The sequence below is a fragment of the Streptococcus pseudopneumoniae genome (genome assembly GCF_038148935.1).
Classification (GTDB): Bacteria; Bacillota; Bacilli; order Lactobacillales; family Streptococcaceae; genus Streptococcus; species Streptococcus pseudopneumoniae_U.
The window spans coordinates 1-18881 of the sequence record NZ_JBBJZX010000038.1 but is presented as its reverse complement, the minus strand read 5'-3'; the positions used below and the strand labels follow the sequence as shown (position 1 = coordinate 18881).

18 protein-coding genes are annotated in these 18881 nt (G+C 37.9%); 17 read left to right on the top strand and 1 reads right to left on the bottom strand.

Features of this window, described 5'->3' with window-relative positions; translation table 11 throughout:
- Positions 1-314: 314 nt before the first annotated feature.
- Positions 315-950, bottom strand: coding sequence for a YigZ family protein (locus tag WKI42_RS05660; RefSeq protein ID WP_173228965.1), 636 nt, complete (start codon positions 948-950; stop codon positions 315-317).
- A gap of 56 nt (positions 951-1006) precedes the next feature.
- Between WKI42_RS05660 and WKI42_RS05655 the strand changes: the two genes are divergently transcribed.
- The 17 genes from WKI42_RS05655 to WKI42_RS05575 all read left to right on the top strand — a co-directional run bounded on the left by WKI42_RS05655 (position 1007) and on the right by WKI42_RS05575 (position 18816).
- The gene (locus WKI42_RS05655; protein WP_173228963.1) at positions 1007-2305 is read left to right on the top strand and encodes a DEAD/DEAH box helicase; all 1299 of its coding nucleotides are present in this window, start codon (positions 1007-1009) and stop codon (positions 2303-2305) included.
- Positions 2302-2964 (top strand): ComF family protein, encoded by a 663-nt coding sequence (locus WKI42_RS05650; RefSeq protein WP_173228961.1) that lies wholly within the window; start codon positions 2302-2304, stop codon positions 2962-2964. Before WKI42_RS05655 ends, WKI42_RS05650 begins: the two co-directional genes overlap by 4 nt.
- Positions 2965-3043: 79 nt before the next feature.
- Positions 3044-3592: a ribosome hibernation-promoting factor, HPF/YfiA family gene (gene hpf, locus WKI42_RS05645; RefSeq protein WP_050073478.1), complete on the top strand. Its 549-nt coding sequence runs from the start codon at positions 3044-3046 to the stop codon at positions 3590-3592.
- A 523-nt stretch (positions 3593-4115) separates the two neighbouring features.
- Positions 4116-5324 (top strand): acyl-CoA dehydrogenase FadE, encoded by a 1209-nt coding sequence (gene fadE, locus WKI42_RS05640; protein ID WP_368081408.1) that lies wholly within the window; start codon positions 4116-4118, stop codon positions 5322-5324.
- Between the two features lie 81 nt (positions 5325-5405).
- The gene (locus tag WKI42_RS05635) at positions 5406-6251 is read left to right on the top strand and encodes a 3-hydroxybutyryl-CoA dehydrogenase (RefSeq protein WP_050242833.1); all 846 of its coding nucleotides are present in this window, start codon (positions 5406-5408) and stop codon (positions 6249-6251) included.
- Between the two features lie 17 nt (positions 6252-6268).
- Positions 6269-7447, top strand: a complete 1179-nt coding sequence (locus tag WKI42_RS05630) for an acetyl-CoA C-acetyltransferase (RefSeq protein ID WP_050242832.1) — start codon at positions 6269-6271, stop codon at positions 7445-7447.
- 605 nt (positions 7448-8052) lie between these two features.
- Positions 8053-8832, top strand: coding sequence for an enoyl-CoA hydratase/isomerase family protein (locus WKI42_RS05625; RefSeq protein ID WP_050242831.1), 780 nt, complete (start codon positions 8053-8055; stop codon positions 8830-8832).
- 16 nt (positions 8833-8848) lie between these two features.
- Positions 8849-9571: a CoA transferase subunit A gene (locus WKI42_RS05620; protein WP_050242830.1), complete on the top strand. Its 723-nt coding sequence runs from the start codon at positions 8849-8851 to the stop codon at positions 9569-9571.
- 1 nt (position 9572) lies between these two features.
- Entirely contained in the window at positions 9573-10226 is a 654-nt protein-coding gene (locus WKI42_RS05615) for a 3-oxoacid CoA-transferase subunit B (protein WP_050242829.1), read from the top strand.
- A 297-nt stretch (positions 10227-10523) separates the two neighbouring features.
- Positions 10524-11432, top strand: a complete 909-nt coding sequence (locus WKI42_RS05610) for a LysR family transcriptional regulator (protein WP_368081407.1) — start codon at positions 10524-10526, stop codon at positions 11430-11432.
- A 15-nt stretch (positions 11433-11447) separates the two neighbouring features.
- Entirely contained in the window at positions 11448-12560 is a 1113-nt protein-coding gene (locus tag WKI42_RS05605; RefSeq protein ID WP_368081406.1) for an acyl-CoA dehydrogenase family protein, read from the top strand.
- Positions 12561-12563: 3 nt separating this feature from the next.
- Positions 12564-13481 carry an MBL fold metallo-hydrolase gene (locus WKI42_RS05600; RefSeq protein WP_050242826.1) on the top strand — a complete coding sequence of 306 codons (918 nt, stop codon included), beginning with the start codon at positions 12564-12566 and terminating at the stop codon, positions 13479-13481.
- 105 nt (positions 13482-13586) lie between these two features.
- On the top strand, positions 13587-14525 hold the full coding sequence (locus WKI42_RS05595; RefSeq protein WP_173228951.1) for a DUF561 domain-containing protein: 939 nt from the start codon (positions 13587-13589) through the stop codon (positions 14523-14525).
- Between the two features lie 203 nt (positions 14526-14728).
- Entirely contained in the window at positions 14729-16702 is a 1974-nt protein-coding gene (locus WKI42_RS05590; protein ID WP_173228949.1) for a DHH family phosphoesterase, read from the top strand.
- On the top strand, positions 16699-17151 hold the full coding sequence (gene rplI, locus WKI42_RS05585; RefSeq protein ID WP_000864214.1) for a 50S ribosomal protein L9: 453 nt from the start codon (positions 16699-16701) through the stop codon (positions 17149-17151). Before WKI42_RS05590 ends, rplI begins: the two co-directional genes overlap by 4 nt.
- A gap of 43 nt (positions 17152-17194) precedes the next feature.
- On the top strand, positions 17195-18553 hold the full coding sequence (gene dnaB, locus WKI42_RS05580) for a replicative DNA helicase (protein ID WP_368081405.1): 1359 nt from the start codon (positions 17195-17197) through the stop codon (positions 18551-18553).
- Positions 18550-18816: a Veg family protein gene (locus tag WKI42_RS05575; RefSeq protein WP_000128619.1), complete on the top strand. Its 267-nt coding sequence runs from the start codon at positions 18550-18552 to the stop codon at positions 18814-18816. The genes dnaB and WKI42_RS05575 overlap by 4 nt, the downstream gene beginning before the upstream one ends.
- The last annotated feature ends 65 nt before the right edge of the window (positions 18817-18881 follow it).

Sequence of the window (18881 nt, the reverse complement as noted above, 5' to 3'; positions counted from 1 at the left end):
TAGTTCAGTAATGTTGTTATAAATAGACATATGAATACCTCTTTGTATAAGATATTTCTAGTATAACGCTAACTATACCATTTGTAAAATATAGAAATCCTATCGGAGCGATAGGATTTTTTTATATCATAGGTCTAAGCCGTTAATTTTAAGAGATTGTGTTAGGCTAATTCTAGTAAATAGGTGTAAAGGAGAACGCTATCCATTTTCTTTTTGAATTGCTTCATTTTCTAGTATATTTTGGTACGCATCTTTTTATTTTGCTAATTAAAGTAGCGGTGGAAACATCAGTGAAACACTGTATTATCCATTGTTTACACTAAGTTTACAGGAACTTCAACTTCTCGTAAACCTTGATCAGTTAAAGTGACTTTTCCATTAAAAAACTCCACAAGTGCAGATTTAATAGTTTCTTTTTCTTCTTTATCAACATAAATCATCGTATCGACTTGATCTGTAAAGTTTGTATCCAGCTCCATGAGATTATGTTCTTTAAGAAAGTTACTGTACTCTTGGTACTGAGCATAAGACATTTGAATAGCAATGCCAGCCTGTTCTTTTATTTCAATAATACCAATTTCTTTGACAGATAAGGCAACACTGCCGGCGTAAGCACGAATGAGTCCTCCAGCGCCTAGTTTAATACCACCAAAGTAGCGTGTCACGACCACACAGACATTGGTGAGATTGTGATTTTCTAGTACCCCAAGCATGGGAACACCAGCAGTGCCACTAGGCTCACCATCATCACTTGTCCGTTTAATTTCACTACGTTCCCCAATAATAAATGCAGAGCAGTTATGCGTCGCTTTGTAGTGTTCTTTTTTGATGGCAGTAATGAAGTCACGAGCCTCTTCTTCGCTATAAACACGCTTGGCATGACAGATAAAGCGGGATTTTTTGATTTCTTCTTGGACTTGTCCGTCCTCTTTAATTGTTCTAAATTCCATGATTTAATTGTACTAAAAAATCATCTAAAGCGCTAGGTTTTTACGAATAAAGAAGTATGAAAGTAAATCCTAATTATCTCGGTCGTTTGTTTACTGAGAATGAATTAACTAAAGAGGAACGTCAGTTGGCGGAGAAACTTCCAGCAATGAGAAAGGAGAAAGGGAAACTTTTCTGTCAACGTTGTGATAGTGCTATTTTAGATGAATGGTATTTGCCCATCGGTGCTTACTATTGTAGGGAGTGTTTACTGATGAAGCGAGTCAGGAGTGATCAAGCTTTATACTATTTTCCACAGGAGGATTTTCCGAAGCAAGATGTTCTTAAATGGCGTGGTCAATTAACTCCTTTTCAAGAGAAGGTGTCAGAGGGACTGATTCAAGCAGTAGACAAGCAGGAGCCAACCTTAGTTCATGCGGTGACAGGGGCTGGAAAGACCGAAATGATTTATCAAGTAGTAGCTAAAGTGATCAATGCGGGTGGTGCAGTATGTTTGGCTAGTCCTCGCATAGATGTTTGTTTGGAGCTGTATAAGCGCCTGCAAAAGGATTTTTCTTGCGAGATAGCCCTCCTACATGGAGAATCAGAGCCGTATTTTCGAACACCATTAGTTGTTGCGACGACCCATCAGTTATTGAAATTTTATCAAGCTTTTGATTTGCTGATAGTGGATGAAGTAGATGCTTTTCCTTATGTTGACAATCCCACGCTTTACCACGCTGTCAAGAATAGTGTAAAGGAGAATGGATTGAGAATCTTTTTAACAGCGACTTCGACCGATGAGTTAGATAGGAAGGTTCGCATAGGAGAACTAAAACGATTGAGTTTGCCAAGACGGTTTCATGGAAATCCGTTGATTATTCCTAAACCTGTCTGGTTATCGGATTTTAATCACTGTTTAGATAGGAATCGTTTGTCACCAAAGTTAAAGACTTATATTGAGAAACAGAGAAAGACAGCTTATCCGTTACTCATTTTTGCTTCAGAAATTAAGAAAGGGGAGCAGTTAAAAGAAATCTTACAGGAGCAATTTCCAAATGAGAAAATTGGATTTGTCTCTTCTATCACAGAAGATCGATTAGAGCAGGTACAAGCTTTTCGAGATGGAGAACTGACAATACTTATCAGTACGACAATCTTGGAGCGTGGGGTTACCTTCCCTTGTGTGGACGTTTTCGTAGTAGAGGCTAATCATCGTCTGTTTACCAAGTCTAGTTTGATTCAGATTGGTGGACGAGTTGGACGAAGCATGGATAGACCGACAGGAGATTTGCTTTTCTTCCATGATGGGTTAAATGATTCAATCAAGAAGGCGATTAAGGAAATTAAGCAGATGAACAAGGAGGCTGGTCTATGAAGTGCTTGTTATGTGGGCAGATTATGAAGACTGTTTTAACTTTTAGTAGTCTATTACTTCTGAGGAATGATGATTCTTGTCTTTGTTCAGACTGTGATTCTACTTTTGAGAGAATTGGAGAAGAGAACTGTCCAAACTGTATGAAAATAGGATTGTCAACAAAGTGTCAAGATTGTCAATTTTGGTGTAAAGAAGGAGTTGAGGTCAGTCATAGAGCGATTTTCACTTACAATCAAGCTATGAAGGATTTTTTCAGTCGGTATAAGTTTGATGGGGATTTCCTGTTAAGAAAAGTTTTCGCTTCATTTTTAAGTGCGGAGTTAAAAAAGTACAAAGAGTATAGATTTGTCGTAATTCCCCTAAGTCCTGAAAGATTGCTTGACAGAGGATTTAATCAGGTTGAGGGCTTGGTAGAGGCAGCAGGTTTTTCGTATCTGGATTTACTAGGGAAAAGAGAAGAGAGAGCCAGTTCTTCTAAAAATCGTTCAGAGCGCTTGGGGACAGAACTTCCTTTCTTTATTAAAAATGGAGTCCGCATTCCTAAGAAAATCCTACTTATAGATGATATTTATACTACAGGAACAACTATAAATCGTGTGAAGAAACTGCTGGAAGAAGCTGGTGCTGAGGATGTAAAAACATTTTCCCTTGTAAGATGAGGAAAAAATTTGCAAAAATAGAATGAAAGCGTTATAATAAAATCATAAAAACAAAAATGTTTAGAAAGAAGGTACTCATATGATTAAATATAGTATCCGTGGTGAAAACCTAGAAGTAACAGAAGCAATTCGTGATTATGTAGTTTCTAAACTCGAAAAGATCGAAAAGTACTTCCAGCCAGAACAAGAGTTGGATGCCCGAATTAACTTAAAAGTTTATCGTGAAAAAACAGCTAAAGTGGAAGTAACGATTCCGCTTGGATCTATTACTCTCCGCGCAGAAGATGTGTCTCAAGATATGTATGGTTCAATTGACCTTGTAACTGATAAAATTGAACGTCAGATTCGTAAAAACAAAACAAAAATCGAGCGTAAAAATAAAAATAAGGTAGCAACTAGTCAATTATTTACAGATGCTTTGGTGGAAGATTCAAATGTTGTCCAGTCTAAAGTTGTTCGTTCAAAACAAATTGATTTAAAACCAATGGATTTGGAAGAAGCTATTCTACAGATGGATTTGTTGGGACATGATTTCTTTATCTATGTGGATGTTGAAGATCAGACAACCAATGTGATTTATCGTCGTGAGGATGGCGAGATTGGCTTGTTAGAAGTTAAAGAATCTTAAGAAAAATGAAATATAAAAAGTGGTTTACTTTCGGGTAAATCACTTTTTATATTTCAAGGAAGAGGGAGTTTGTGTAGCTAATTGAAATTAGAGTTGAACGTCTTAGGTGCTAAAATATTGCTAGTAATTGGATTGAATTTCCTAGTCAATTTGTTTAGATTTTATTTCACTATATAAAGCGACTGTGTTTAGTTTAAGTATTTTTTATCTATTTTGTCTTTTGTAATACAAGTAGCTATGAGGAGTAATAGATATCTAAATAATTACTGAGACTTTAGAGGGTGTGTAGATTGTAGAATGGAAGTTTGGAAGAAAAAGTTATTGCTCATATAAGAGAGATGGCTTGTCTCTATGGATAAATTTTCAAAAAGTAAGTGGAAGAACTATCTATAAATTCAACTTATAGCTCTATTCATTTTTATTAAGTAGACAAAATACTGGTTGAAGCGATAGAATGGACTTGTCAACAAATAGCGAGCAATAAAATGTAAGCGTTCTTAAAATAAAAGAAGGAGTCATAACTATGGCAACAAAACAAGAAATTTTACGTGAACTATATCCTGAGGATCTCTTTCATTACGCTGATGGTTTAACATTAGGGGAAGCTGAAGTACTACAAGAAACTCGTCGTTTGATTGAAAAACATCTACGTCCAGTTATCAACGAATACTGGGAAAAACCTGATTTCCCATTTGAGGAATTTTATGCTGTCGCTAAGGATGCTCAAATCATGAACAATCCAAAATTGTTTGAAGGTCGTGAAGGAAGCTATAAACCATCTGAATTGTACATCACATTTTTATATTTGGAACTAGCTCGCTTCGATGCTTCAATCGCAACGTTCTATACAGTTCATGGAGGACTTTGCTATAACACTATTTTATTGGGTGGGGATGAAAGACAACAGAAAGAATTTCTTCCTAAGTTAGCTTCATTTGACTGGCAAGGATGTTTTGCCTTAACAGAACCGCTTTCTGGATCTGATATTGCTGGTGGTCTATCAACAACTGCTGAGCGTGTTGGAGATAAGTGGATTTTGAACGGAGAAAAGCGTTGGGTTGGTGGTTCAGATACAGCAGATGTTGTTCCTGTATTTGCTCGTGATGTGGCAGACGGTAAGGTGAAATGCTTTATTGTCCGTAAAGGTGCCCCTGGCTACCATGCAGAGCCTATTCCACATAAGATTGCACTGCGTTGTATCCGCAATGGTCATATTACAATGAAGAATGTAGAAGTTCCAGACTCAGATCGTTTGGTTAACATCAATGGATTTGGAGATGTAGCACGTATTCTAACATTTACTCGTGCCGATGTAGCGCACATTGCTATGGGAGTAACATGTGGTTCATATGTGGCAGCTCTTAAATATGCAAAAGACCGTCAACAGTTTAAACGTCCGATTGCCAAATTCCAAATTGTTCAAGAAAAATTAGCTAGAATGCAAGCCAATGCTGTAGCAGCTCTTGCATATTCAACTCGTATTGCTGAAATGCAGGAAGAGGGTAATGAGTTGATGCTCAATTCTGCTCTAGCGAAAATGCATAACTCCTTAGTAATGCGTGAAACAGTAGCTCTTGCGCGTGAAACATGTGGTGGTAATGGTATTACTTTGGAAACAGATGTGGCACGATTCTTTGCAGATGCGGAATCAATCTATACTTATGAAGGTTCGCACGAAGTCAATGCTTTGATTGTAGGTCGTGAAATTACTGGATTGGGTGCATTTGTTTAATAGAACTAGGACGATTGAAGGGTTTGTTTTCAATCGTTCTTGCTTCATAATGTGATTTACTTAGAATAAAAAGGAGAAAAAATGATCTCAAATGTAATGATAATTGGCTCTGGTCAGATGGGAAGTGGTATTGCTCAAGTATTTGCTCAAGCTGGATTTACGGTTTATTTGAATGATATCAAAGAAGAATTTGTTCAACGAGGATTGAACAACATAACAAAACAGTTGGAACGTTCGGTTGAAAAAGGACGTCTATCTGCAGATGAGAAAGACAAAGTGGTTGCCAATTTAATTCCTTCTACTTCATACGAAGACGCGAAAAATGTACAATTGGTTATTGAAGCTGCGACTGAAAATCGTGATATTAAACTCAGTATATTTAAACAATTGGACGAAATCACAGATTCTAAAACAATTCTAGCATCAAATACTTCCTCTCTATCTATCACAGATATTGCAGCCGCAACTAAGAACCAAGAACGTGTGATTGGAATGCACTTTTTTAATCCTGCTCCAGTGATGAAATTAGTTGAAGTGATTAAAGCTTTGCAGACTTCGGATGAAGTAGTGGCAGAAATCCGTGAACTTACAAAGAAAATTGGAAAAACTCCTGTTGATGTTAAAGATTCTTATGGATTTGTAGTAAACCGTGTATTGATTCCTATGATCAATGAAGCTATTTATATCTTAGGAGAAGGAGTTGCTAGTGCTGAAGAAATAGATGAGGCAATGAAACTAGGTGCGAATCATCCTATTGGTCCCTTAGCTTTGGCCGATTTGATTGGCTTGGATGTTTGCCTTGCAATTATGGGTGTTTTGAACCAAGGATTTGGTGATCAAAAATACCGTCCTGCTCCTCTTTTGAAGAAAATGGTAGAGGCTGGAAAATTGGGACGTAAGTCAAAAGAAGGGTTCTTTACTTACTAGAAAAAATGGAGGTAGTCATGAAAGATGTAGTTATTGTATCGGCGGTACGTACTCCTTTGGGTTCCTTTGGAGGAAGCTTGAAGAATATTTCAGCTGTCGAATTGGGCTCTTTGGTAATTAAGAGTGTTTTGGAAAAAGCGAATATTAAATCAGAGCAGGTAGATGAAGTGATCATGGGGAATGTCCTAGGCGCAGGTTTAGGTCAAAACGTGGCTCGCCAAATGAGTATTCATGCAGGACTCCCTGAATTTACACCAGCTTTTACTATCAATAAGGTTTGTGGTTCAGGTTTGAAGGCAGTACAATTGGCTGCTCAAGCTATTCAGTGTGGGGATGCTGATATTATCGTAGCTGGTGGGGCAGAAAATATGAGTCAAGCTCCATACGTATTGCCAAACTTCCGCTGGGGAGGACGCATGGGAGACTCTAACGTTGTTGATACCATGATTAAAGATGGGTTGTCTGATGCCTTCAACGAATATCATATGGGGATTACAGCTGAGAATGTGGCTGAAGAATATGGTATTAGCAGAGATGATCAAGATGCTCTTGCTTTAGAATCACAAAAAAGAGCAGTGGCAGCTATAGAATCTGGACGCTTTAAAGAAGAAATTGTTCCAGTGGTCATTCCGCAACGTAAAGGAGATCCGGTTGTCTTTGATACAGACGAATTTCCTAGAAAAGATGCCAGCTTGGAAAGCTTGTCTAAGTTACGTCCTGTTTTCAAAAAAGACGGTTCTGTTACGGCGGGGAATGCTTCTGGTATCAATGATGGAGCAGCAGCTGTCTTGGTCATGAGTGCTGACAAAGCTGAAGAATTAGGACTTCCAGTGATTGCTCGCATTCGTTCTTATGCAAGCGCAGGTTTGGATCCTAAGATTATGGGATGTGGACCGATTTATGCGACACGCAAGGCTCTTGAAAAAGGCAATTTGACAGTTGATGATCTTGACTTGATTGAGTCAAATGAAGCTTTTGCCGCCCAGGCTTGTGCGGTTGGTAAAACGCTTGGTTTCAATACAGATATTGTCAATGTTAACGGTGGTGCTATTGCTCTTGGTCATCCAATCGGGGCTTCAGGTTGTCGTATCCTAGTGACTCTTGTACATGAGATGATGAAGCGCGATGCCAAAACTGGATTAGCGACTCTATGTATTGGAGGCGGTATGGGCACAGCTCTTATCGTTGAACGCTAATGAACTATTTATGTCGTGTGTCTTTCTTTTAATATACCATTATTAAATAGAGTTTTATTTGGAAACTGATAATTCTTATACCTTATCACGCATGCTCTTCATGATGCTGCGTGATAAGGTATTTTTGATAGTGTAAGTTAGTAGCAGCCATGGAACATAGATTAAATTAAGATCTAAGTCTGCTGGATAAGAATTGTAGTAGAGCTGTTAGGAAAAGGCGTTTAAGAAGTAACTTCTATATTAAAGTGAAACAAGAATTTAACAATTTAATTTTTGAATTCAAATCAATTAGTTTAGAAACGATATTGCACTAGTCCAGATTCACTTCGCTATATATTTTCCTAGACTTAAGGTAGTTGATATTGTTGAAATGAACTATTTTTTTAATGGTCATATATGTATTTATGTGATTGTTATCGTTCATTTGATGGGGATTATTTGAAGCAAAATTAAACTATAAGTTGTACTTATAGGATTATAAACTAAGATTAAGTAGACGGATTGATTTAAATGAGTTATCATAAAAATGTAAGCTCTTACATTTGGTATCGGTATTTGTTGACACTGTACTCTGTACTCAAAAAAAATTAAGTAGGAGCAGAATAATGAGTAAAACAGTTTTATTAGAGCAGAAGAATGGGATTGGTTACCTTACAATAAATCGTCCAGCAGCTTTGAATGCTTTAAGTTCAGAAGTTTTGACTGACTTAAATCATGTTTTAGACGAAATTGAAGCAAGTGATGATATTCGTGTTGTGATTGTGACTGGACAAGGTGAAAAAGCATTTGTTGCAGGAGCGGATATCAAAGAGATGGATCAAATGTCTCCTATCCAAGCACATGATTATATGACCTATGCTAATGATACGTTTACCCGTCTATCTGAACTAACGCAACCAACTATTGCAGTTCTAAACGGTTATGCCTTAGGAGGTGGTTTGGAATTAGCTCTATCAACAGATATTCGTATTGGTTATGAAAAGACCACTGTAGGATTTCCAGAGGTAGGCCTAGGTATTATTCCAGGATTTGCTGGAACGCAAAGAATGTCTCGCTTAATTGGTACCAGCAAGACAAAAGAACTAATTTTTACTGCTAGAATGGTTAAAGGTCAAGAAGCCTATGAATTAGGCATCTTGAATAAATTGGTGGCAGCCGAGGAATTGTTGACAGCAGCTGAGGAATTGGCAGTCTCTATTATGAAAAACGCTCCTTTGGCAGTTGAAAAAGCCAAGCATATTATTCAAGTTGGATCAGAACTCCCACTGAAAAATGCGATTCGATTAGAAACAGAAGCTGAAGCTCTCCTCTTCTCAACAGAAGATAAGGTAGAAGGAATGCGCGCTTTTGTTGAGAAACGCAAAGCTGAGTTTCAGCGTAAATAGAAAGAGGAGATAGAAGATGCAAGTTGTAACATTATCGGATGCAATTTCCTTGATTCACTCAGGAGATAAAGTAGGAATTTCAGGTTTTCTTGGAGTAGGGGAACCACTTGAATTAATTGAAGAATTGGTTTCTCAAAACCAGCAAGATTTGACATTGGTATCAGTCGTAACATCTCAACCTGGTAAGGAAGTCGGTGTGGGGCGTCTTTGTGAAAATCACCAAGTTAAAAAATACATTGCAGCTCACGTAGGAACGTCTGCAGCAGCTCAACACGAGTATTTCAGTGGAAATATGGAAGTTGAATTTACTCCAATGGGAACTGTTGTTGAACGATTACATGCAGCTGGAGCTGGTCTAGGAGCAGTATTGACACCAACAGGTGTAGGTACTATTTTGGAAAAAGATCAGGAGAAGGTTACTCGCAATGGAAAAGAATATTTAATTTATGATCCATTGAAGATTGATGTAGCTTTGATTAAGGCTACGAAGGCAGACAAGTATGGAAACTTATACTTGGACGGTACGACAAAAAATATTTCACTTCAGCTAGCTTTGGCAGCTAATACAGTCATTGTAGAAACTAATGAGTTGTTAGAAGTGGGAGAAATTGATCCTAATGATATTTACATCCCAGGTATCCTTGTCGATTATGTTGTTCAGGGATTGTCTCCAGAAGAGCATCATAAAATGATGGGTGATTTGTGGACAGAGACTAAGAAACTTGCGGGGGTAAACTAAAATGAAGGCAAAAGAAATTATTGCAAGACGTGTGGCGCTTGAGTTTAAAGATGGGGATGTTGTGAATCTGGGCTTTGGTATTCCAAATGCATCTGCCGATTATATCCCTGAGGGAGTTAATGTCATTCTTCAAGCAGAAAATGGAGCTCTTCGTTTTGGGGAAACCCCTACCAAAGATGGATACAATGCAAACTTGGCAAATTCGGGAGGTGCCCCAATCACCTTGTTGCCAGGAGCCGCCTTGTTTGATTTGCAAACATCTTTTGCGATTATTCGTGGAGGTCATGTGGATGCTACAGTATTAGGTGCACTTGAAGTGAGCCAAGACGGTAGTATCGCAAACTGGATTATTCCAGGTAAGTTTGCCCCAGGTATGGGTGGTGCTATGGACTTACTTGTTGGAGCAAAACGTGTTATTGGTGCGATTCAACATACGACAGGGGATGGTCAATCAAAATTGTTGAAAGAGTGTACCCTTCCTTTGTCAGCTAAAGGAGTATTGGATTTGATTATTACTGATTTAGCTGTTTTTGGAATCCAAGATGGTAAATTCTTATTGAAGGAATTAGCTCCTGGTGTGACTTTAGAGGAAGTCCTTGAAAAGACAGACGGAGATGTTATTGTTTCAGATGATTTGAAAATCATGCCTATTTGATAATGAGCAATCGTTAGGAAGCTATTTTTTTCATAGTGTGGTATGATATATATTGATAACTTTTGTAAGCGATTTATAAATGAGAGTGCAATAGTTATCTAACAGACTATACCTAATGAAAAGAGGTTGAAAGATTTCTAAATTATATGATTTGCTATAAGATTTAATTATTGGGTAGCTTGTATAAATAACGGAGATAGAACTGAGCTTGTGTTAGTTTAGAGTTTCCTGTTTGCGTATAAGTTTGGTGAAAAAGATAGTATCTATAGTAGCGAAGGAAAGAGAGGTGATTGGCCAGTGGATATTATTCAAATGAATTATTTTATCAATATTATAGAATGTGGATGTAATCTTTCCATTGCTGCGAAAAAAATCCACATCAGTCAGTCTGCCTTAAGTCAGTTTGTAACAAATTTTGAAGCGACTGAAGGGGTTCAGTTATTTCATAGAAAAAATGGGAGATTAGAAAGTCTCACTGGAGCTGGAAGAAAGATTTATCGGTTTGCTACTGAGATTGTGAATCGTCATGAAGAAATGCTTTCCATGATTCATAGTGAAGCGCAAAAACAAAAAGGGACAATAAACCTTGGAATTCCATCCTTGATTTTACGTGTGTATTTTGCTAGTTTGCTTCCACAATTTTTAAAAAATAACCCTCATATCTATATACAAGTAACAGAAGGAGGGGGAAAAGAAATTCGTCAAAAAATGACGGAAGGAGATTTGAGCCTAGCATTTTTGATTGAGCCTACCTTGTTGGATACAAAGAAGTTTGATCAGCATGTTATCCAACTGGATGAGTATGTTGCTTATATGGATAAAAATCATCCACTTTCAGATAAAGGATTGCTGGAATGGTCAGATATATCTGACTATGAGATAGCAACCTTTAATAAGTCCTTTACTACTTATGATTTGGTTACTGAAAAATTCGCTTCACAGGGAATTTCTCCTAAATTTGCTTATCTTTCCTCTACATGGGACTTTTTGGTTGAGTCAACTTACCAAACGGACTTAATCGCGATTTTACCTAAACCGATTAGCCATCTAGTAGATAGTAGTCGCTTTAAAGCAGTGACTTTTAAAGATTCGATTCCATTTAATATTTGGTTTTGTAGACCATATAAGCCTTCCTATAGTGAGGTTGAATCATATGTTTACGAAGAGCTATTGAGGGATTATTACCAACCTGTTGCTGATAATTAAATTGAGGTGAAGATGATGATTGATAATAATGCCTTGGAGCATGAACTGGATGCAGAGTTACGGAATTTACTTTTACCCTATTTGAGGAACAGGGAGGATGAAAATCAATTTCCGAGAGAGTTACTCTCTAAATTTATTGATAAATATAATATTTTTTCCTCTTGTGTAGATAGTCAGCTTGATGGGGCGACTGTACCTTTTCTAACCCTTATTCGTCTGATTGCAAAGTATTTTCCAGCATTTTCTACAATTTTATTGACTCAAGCTTACTATGGAATCTACCCTTTTATGCGCTTTGGAACCATAGACCAGCAGTCTCATTATCTTGAATCATTAGTCAAAGGTGAGAGATTAGTAGGCTTGGGATTCTCTGAAGGAAAATCCATGGAAAGTTTGTCAGTAATTGAAACTACTGCTGCGAAAACAGCTACTGGTTGGCGTTTATCAGGTGAAAAATCAATTGTGTCTAATTGTCGATTTACTGATATTTTATTGATACTTGCGAAGATAGAAGCAGATGGGGGAAAAGATTCTTTTGGTTTTTTCATAGTCGATACAAGAGACCCAGGTGTTGTTATTGGTGATGACATTAGCAAACCAGGTCTAAAGGGGTTACCCATCAGTTCTGTTGTCTTTGACAATGTGCTTCTGACGCAAGACAGATTATTGGGTTTGAGCTTATCAGGTGCTGAACAATTGAATGATATTCTTCAAAAATTACAGCTTGGTCTTAGTGCAGTCTCCCTCGGAGTTGCTGAAGGTGCATTTGAAAAAGGATTGTCTTTTGTGAAAGTTAAACGTGGGTTTGGCAAGCGTTTACTAGATGCAACTGTTTATCAGTATCAGTTTGCAGACTTGTATACAAAATTGTGTTCAGCAAAAGCGTATTTTAATTCGTATCAAGATAACATGGGAGATGCACTTTTGTTTGTATGTCAGATTAAACTTTATACAACAAAAGTTGCCTTGGATATTTCTGAGGATATTATTCGGTTGATGAGCCCCCTGCATACTGTGGAAGATATTCCCATTGACCGGTATTTAAAAGATGCTAAAACGCTTGAAATGTATGGTAAATCAGGAGATTCGATTCGCAAGCGAATTGCCTGTCAGTGGCTAAAGGAGTAAAGAATGACAAATCTCACACTACAGGAATACCAGTTCCATGATATGAAGTTGACTTGGCTACGTGGTGCAGATAAATTAACTGATGCAGGAACACTTTTTGGCCCTGTTCCTAAAGTTGTATGGTCGCGCTATTATCCAACCAATGAGGATAATATGATGGCTGAGCTAACAGATCCAATTTTGATTCAATATAAGGAGAAAAATTACCTTATTGATACTAGTTTTGATACAGCTAAATTATCAGAAAAACAAAGACGAAATTTAGGTATTTTATCAGAGAGCAGGGTTGAGGAGAGTTTGGAACTCTTAGGATTGACTACTAGTCAGATTGATGTTGTTCTCATGACTCATATGCATCATGATCATTCAGGTGGTTTGACCTATAGGGATGTCTCTGGAGACTTGGTATCCAAGTATCCCAAAGCAAAAATCATTGTAAACGATGTCGAATGGTATGAAATGCGAAATCCTAATAATCGGACAAAAGGCACTTATCTTAGAGAAAACTGGGAACCAATTGAAAAGCAAGTAACAACTTTTTCAGAATACATTAATGTGATTCCAGAAATTCAAATGATTCGTACGAGTGGTCATAGTAATGGTCATAGTATTATTCTATTGAAACAAGGAAAGGATACGATGATTCATATGGGAGATTTGATGTTGACACATGTTCATCGGAATTCTCTGTGGGTTCCTGCAGTGGATGATTACCCTATGAAATCAATCTTGGCAAAAGAGAAGTGGCTCCGTCAAGCTTTTGAAAATGACTATAAATTTTTCTTTTATCATGATCAATTTTTAGCAGTCGCCCAGTTTGATAAAGAAGGTAAAGAATTTGTAGATTATGTGCCACGCTCTCGACCTCCAATAATTCCTTTTACAGATAGGCAAGATCGCAAACCAATTTTTTTAGGATAGTCGTATATAAGGAGACAAATGATTTCATTTTCTTGTTGACTTGGATCAGGTGGGATGACTACCCATACGCCAACAAGAAGCAACAGAAAATAAAGGAGTATTCACATGTCTATTACAAAACTTTTACAAATTAAATATCCAATTTTTCAAGGAGCTATGGCTCAAATTTCTCATTATCAATTAGCTGCAGCTGTATCAGAAGCTGGGGGATTGGGAATTATTGCCTCTGGTGGGATGACTGGAGAACAGTTACGTGAAGAAATTCGTGAGTTAAGAAAGTTGACAGATAAGGCTTTTGGTGTCAATATTATGTTGATGATGAAGAATATCAAAGATATTGTTACAGTTATTATCGAAGAAAAAGTGCCTGTTGTTACAACTGGAGCGGGAACACCAAAACATGTCATGCCTTATTTGAAGGAAGCTGGAATTAAGGTTATTCCAGTTATTGCTAGTGTGAAACATGCTCAAAAAATGCAAGAACTCGGAGTTGATGCTGTTATTGCAGAAGGTTCAGAAGCAGGTGGTCACATCGGAGAAAGTAATACTATGGCTCTTATCCCGCAAATTGTAGATGCTGTTACGATTCCTGTTATCGCAGCAGGAGGAATTGCGGATGGTAGAGGACTAGCTGCAGCCATTGCTTTAGGAGCAGCAGGTGTGCAGATGGGAACTGTTTTTCTAGCTTCAGATGAGTGTCCGATTGCTACAGAGTACAAAGAAGCAGTTTTGGAGGCAAATGACACGGCAACTGCTGTTACTGGACGGATTGCTGGGGCACCAGTTCGTTGCATCAGAAATGCCATGACTGATCATTATATTGAATTAGAGCAAAAAGGAACTAACCGTGAGGAATTAGAGGAAATTACTATCGGATCTCTTTCTAAAGCGGTTTATGAAGGAGATACAGAAAATGGTTCAATGATGAGTGGTCAGATTGCGGGGTTAGTCAAAGAAATCAAACCTTGTAAGTTTATTATAGAGTCTATTGTAAGCCAAGCACAAGAAAGATTGAAAGGTCTTCAGATAGAAGTTGGAGAATAGTCTCTTTTAGTTAAAGAAACTATCGTTAATGAAGAAAATAGAGGATGACTACTTCTTCCTCTATTTTTTATGTTCAAATCAAGAAGAAATAGAGATTGAATGTATAAACTCACAGCTAAACTGTTAATGCTAATAGCCATAAACTTCTTTAAAAGTCGCTTTTTGAGGGGGATTATGGTATAATGGGTGCCAAGAGGTTTGGAATGAAAAAATTTTATGTAAGTCCATTCTTTCCTATTCTAGTAGGATTGATTGCGTTTGGAGTCTTATCCACTTTCATTATTTTTGTTAATAATAATCTGTTGACGCTTTTAATTTTGTTTCTTTTTGTAGGAGGCTATGTTTTTTTATTTAAGAAACTGAGAGTGCATTATACAAGGAGTGATGTAGAACAGATACAGTATGTAAACCACCAAGCGGAAGAAAGTTTGACATCTCTATTGGAACAGATGCCTGTAGGTGTTATGAAATTGAATTTATCTTCTGGAGAGGTTGAGTGGTTTAATCCTTATGCTGAATTGATTTTGACCAAGGAAGATGGCGATTTTGATTTAGAAGCTGTTCAAACGATTATCAAGGCTTCAGTAGGAAATCCGTCTACTTATGCCAAGCTGGGTGAGAAGCGTTATGCTGTTCATATGGATGCTTCTTCCGGTGTTTTGTATTTTGTAGACGTATCCAGGGAACAAGCCATAACAGATGAATTGGTAACGAGTCGACCAGTGATTGGAATTGTGTCTGTGGATAATTATGATGATTTGGAGGATGCAACTTCTGAGTCAGATATTAGTCAAATCAATAGTTTTGTAGCTAATTTTATATCAGAGTTTTCAGAAAAATACATGATGTTTTCTCGTCGGGTAAGTATGGATCGATTTTATCTATTTACTGACTATACGGTGCTTGAGGGCTTGATGAATGATAAATTTTCTGTTATTGATGCTTTCAGAGAAGAGTCGAAACAGAGACAGTTGCCCTTGACCTTAAGTATGGGATTTTCTTATGGCGATGGAAATCATGATGAAATAGGGAAAGTTGCTTTGCTCAACTTGAACTTGGCTGAAGTACGTGGTGGCGACCAGGTGGTTGTCAAGGAGAATGATGAAACGAAAAATCCAGTCTACTTTGGCGGTGGGTCGGCTGCGTCCATCAAGCGCACTCGTACCCGTACTCGATCAATGATGACAGCCATATCTGATAAGATTCGTAGTGTGGATCAAGTGTTTGTAGTTGGACATAGAAATTTAGATATGGATGCCTTGGGCTCTGCTGTAGGTATGCAGTTGTTTGCCAGCAATGTGATTGAAAATAGCTATGCTCTTTATGATGAAGAACAAATGTCTCCAGATATTGAACGAGCTGTTTCATTCTTAGAAAAAGAAGGAGTTACGAAGTTGTTGTCTGTTAAGGATGCAATGGGGATGGTGACCAATCGTTCTTTGTTGATTCTTGTAGACCATTCAAAGACAGCCTTAACATTATCAAAAGAATTTTATGATTTGTTTACACAGACCATCGTTATTGACCACCATAGAAGGGATCAGGATTTCCCAGACAATGCAGTTATCACTTATATCGAAAGTGGTGCAAGCAGTGCCAGTGAGTTGGTAACGGAATTGATTCAGTTCCAGAATTCTAAGAAAAATCGTTTGAGTCGTATGCAAGCAAGCGTCTTGATGGCTGGTATGATGTTGGATACTAAAAATTTCACCTCGCGAGTAACGAGTCGGACATTTGATGTTGCTAGCTATCTCAGAACGCGCGGAAGTGATAGTATTGCTATCCAAGAAATCGCTGCGACAGATTTTGAAGAATATCGTGAGGTCAATGAACTGATTTTACAGGGGCGTAAATTAGGTTCCGATGTATTGATAGCAGAGGCTAAGGACTCGAAATGCTATGATACAGTTGTTATTAGTAAGGCAGCAGATGCCATGTTAGCTATGTCAGGTATTGAAGCGAGTTTTGTTCTTGCGAAGAATACACAAGGATTTATCTCTATCTCAGCTCGCAGTCGTAGTAAGCTGAATGTACAACGGATTATGGAAGAGTTAGGCGGTGGAGGCCACTTTAATTTAGCTGCAGCTCAAATTAAAGATTTAACCTTGTCAGAAGCAGGTGAAAAACTGACAGAAATTGTATTAAATGAAATAAAGGAAAAGGAGAAAGAAGAATGAAAGTAATCTTTTTAGCAGATGTTAAAGGAAAAGGTAAAAAAGGCGAAATTAAGGAAGTACCAACAGGGTATGCGCAAAACTTTCTTATCAAAAAGAACCTAGCAAAAGAAGCGACTGCTCAAGCTGTAGGTGAACTTCGTGGTAAACAAAAATCTGAAGAAAAAGCTCACGCTGAGATGATTGCAGAAGCAAAAGCAATTAAAGCCCAACTTGAAGCAGAAGAAACTGTTGTAGAATTTGTTGAAAAAGTTGGTCCAGATGGTCGTACCTTTGGTTCTATTACCAATAAGAAGATTGCAGAAGAATTGCAAAAGCAATTTGGAATTAAGATTGATAAACGTCATATTCAAGTACAAGCTCCGATTCGAGCGGTTGGTTTGATTGATGTGCCAGTGAAAATCTATCAAGATATCACAAGTGTAATCAATCTTCGTGTGAAAGAAGGATAAGTTTACACCTTCTTGACAAGATTGTAAAAGGAAGGGAAGTCTGATGGCAGAAGTAGAAGAGTTACGAGTACAACCTCAAGATATCTTAGCTGAGCAATCCGTTTTAGGGGCTATCTTTATTGATGAGAGTAAGCTTGTTTTTGTGCGAGAATATATTGAGTCTCGGGACTTTTTTAAGTATGCCCATCGTTTGATTTTCCAAGCTATGGTTGATTTATCCGATCGTGGTGATGCTATAGATGCAACAACGGTTCGTACTATCCTTGATAATCAAGGTGATTTGCAGAATATTGGTGGCCTGTCTTACCTAGTTGAGATTGTCAATTCTGTGCCCACTTCTGCTAATGCGGAGTATTATGCTAAGATTGTTGCAGAGAAGGCCATGCTACGTCGATTAATCTCCAAGTTGACAGAGTCTGTCAATCAAGCTTACGAGGCTTCGCAACCAGCTGATGAAATCATTGCTCAGGCAGAAAAAGGCCTGATTGATGTCAGCGAAAATGCTAATCGAAGTGGATTTAAGAACATTCGAGACGTTTTGAACGTCAACTTTGGAAATCTGGAAGCTCGCTCGCAACAAACGACTGATATTACAGGGATTGCGACAGGCTATCGTGATTTAGATCATATGACGACTGGTCTTCATGAGGAGGAGTTGATTATCTTAGCAGCTCGTCCGGCGGTTGGTAAGACAGCCTTTGCCTTGAATATCGCTCAGAACATTGGGACTAAGTTGGACAAAACTGTAGCTATTTTCTCACTGGAAATGGGTGCGGAAAGTCTAGTGGACCGTATGCTAGCGGCAGAAGGTTTGGTGGAATCTCATTCTATCCGTACGGGTCAATTGACCGATGAGGAATGGCAAAAGTATACCATTGCTCAAGGGAATCTAGCCAACGCGAGTATCTATATCGATGATACGCCAGGGATTCGGATTACAGAGATTCGTTCTCGTTCACGTAAATTAGCTCAAGAAACTGGAAATCTTGGTTTGATTTTGATAGACTACCTTCAATTGATCACGGGAACTGGGCGAGAAAACCGTCAACAGGAAGTTTCAGAAATTTCACGTCAGTTGAAAATCCTAGCCAAGGAATTGAAGGTTCCAGTAATCGCTCTTAGTCAGCTTTCTCGTGGGGTAGAACAACGTCAGGATAAAAGACCAGTCTTGTCTGATATTCGTGAATCTGGGTCTATTGAGCAGGACGCTGATATCGTAGCCTTTCTCTATCGTGACGATTACTATGAGCGTGGTGGTGAAGAAGAGGACGGTATCCCAAATAATAAGGTGGAAGTTATTATCGAGAAAAACCGTAGTGGAGCTCGTGGAACGGTGGAATTGATTTTCCAAAAAGAATACAATAAATTTTCAAGTATCTCAAAAAGGGAGGAAATAAGATGACAGACGCATTTACAGATGTAGCTAAGATGAAAAAAATTAAAGAGGAAATCAAGGCGCATGAGGGTCATGTAATCGAAATGACCTTGGAAAATGGGCGTAAGCGCCAAAAAAATAGATTGGGTAAGTTAATTGAAGTTTATCCATCCCTATTTATTGTGGAATTTGGGAATGTGGAAGGAGATAAACAAGCTAATGTTTACGTTGAATCCTTTACTTACTCAGATATCCTTACAGAAAAAAATCTAATTCATTATCTCGACTAAAGTGAGAAATTTTCTCACTTTTTCTTTTTTCTCCGAATAGTTTAAGTGAAGGCAATCTTCGATTT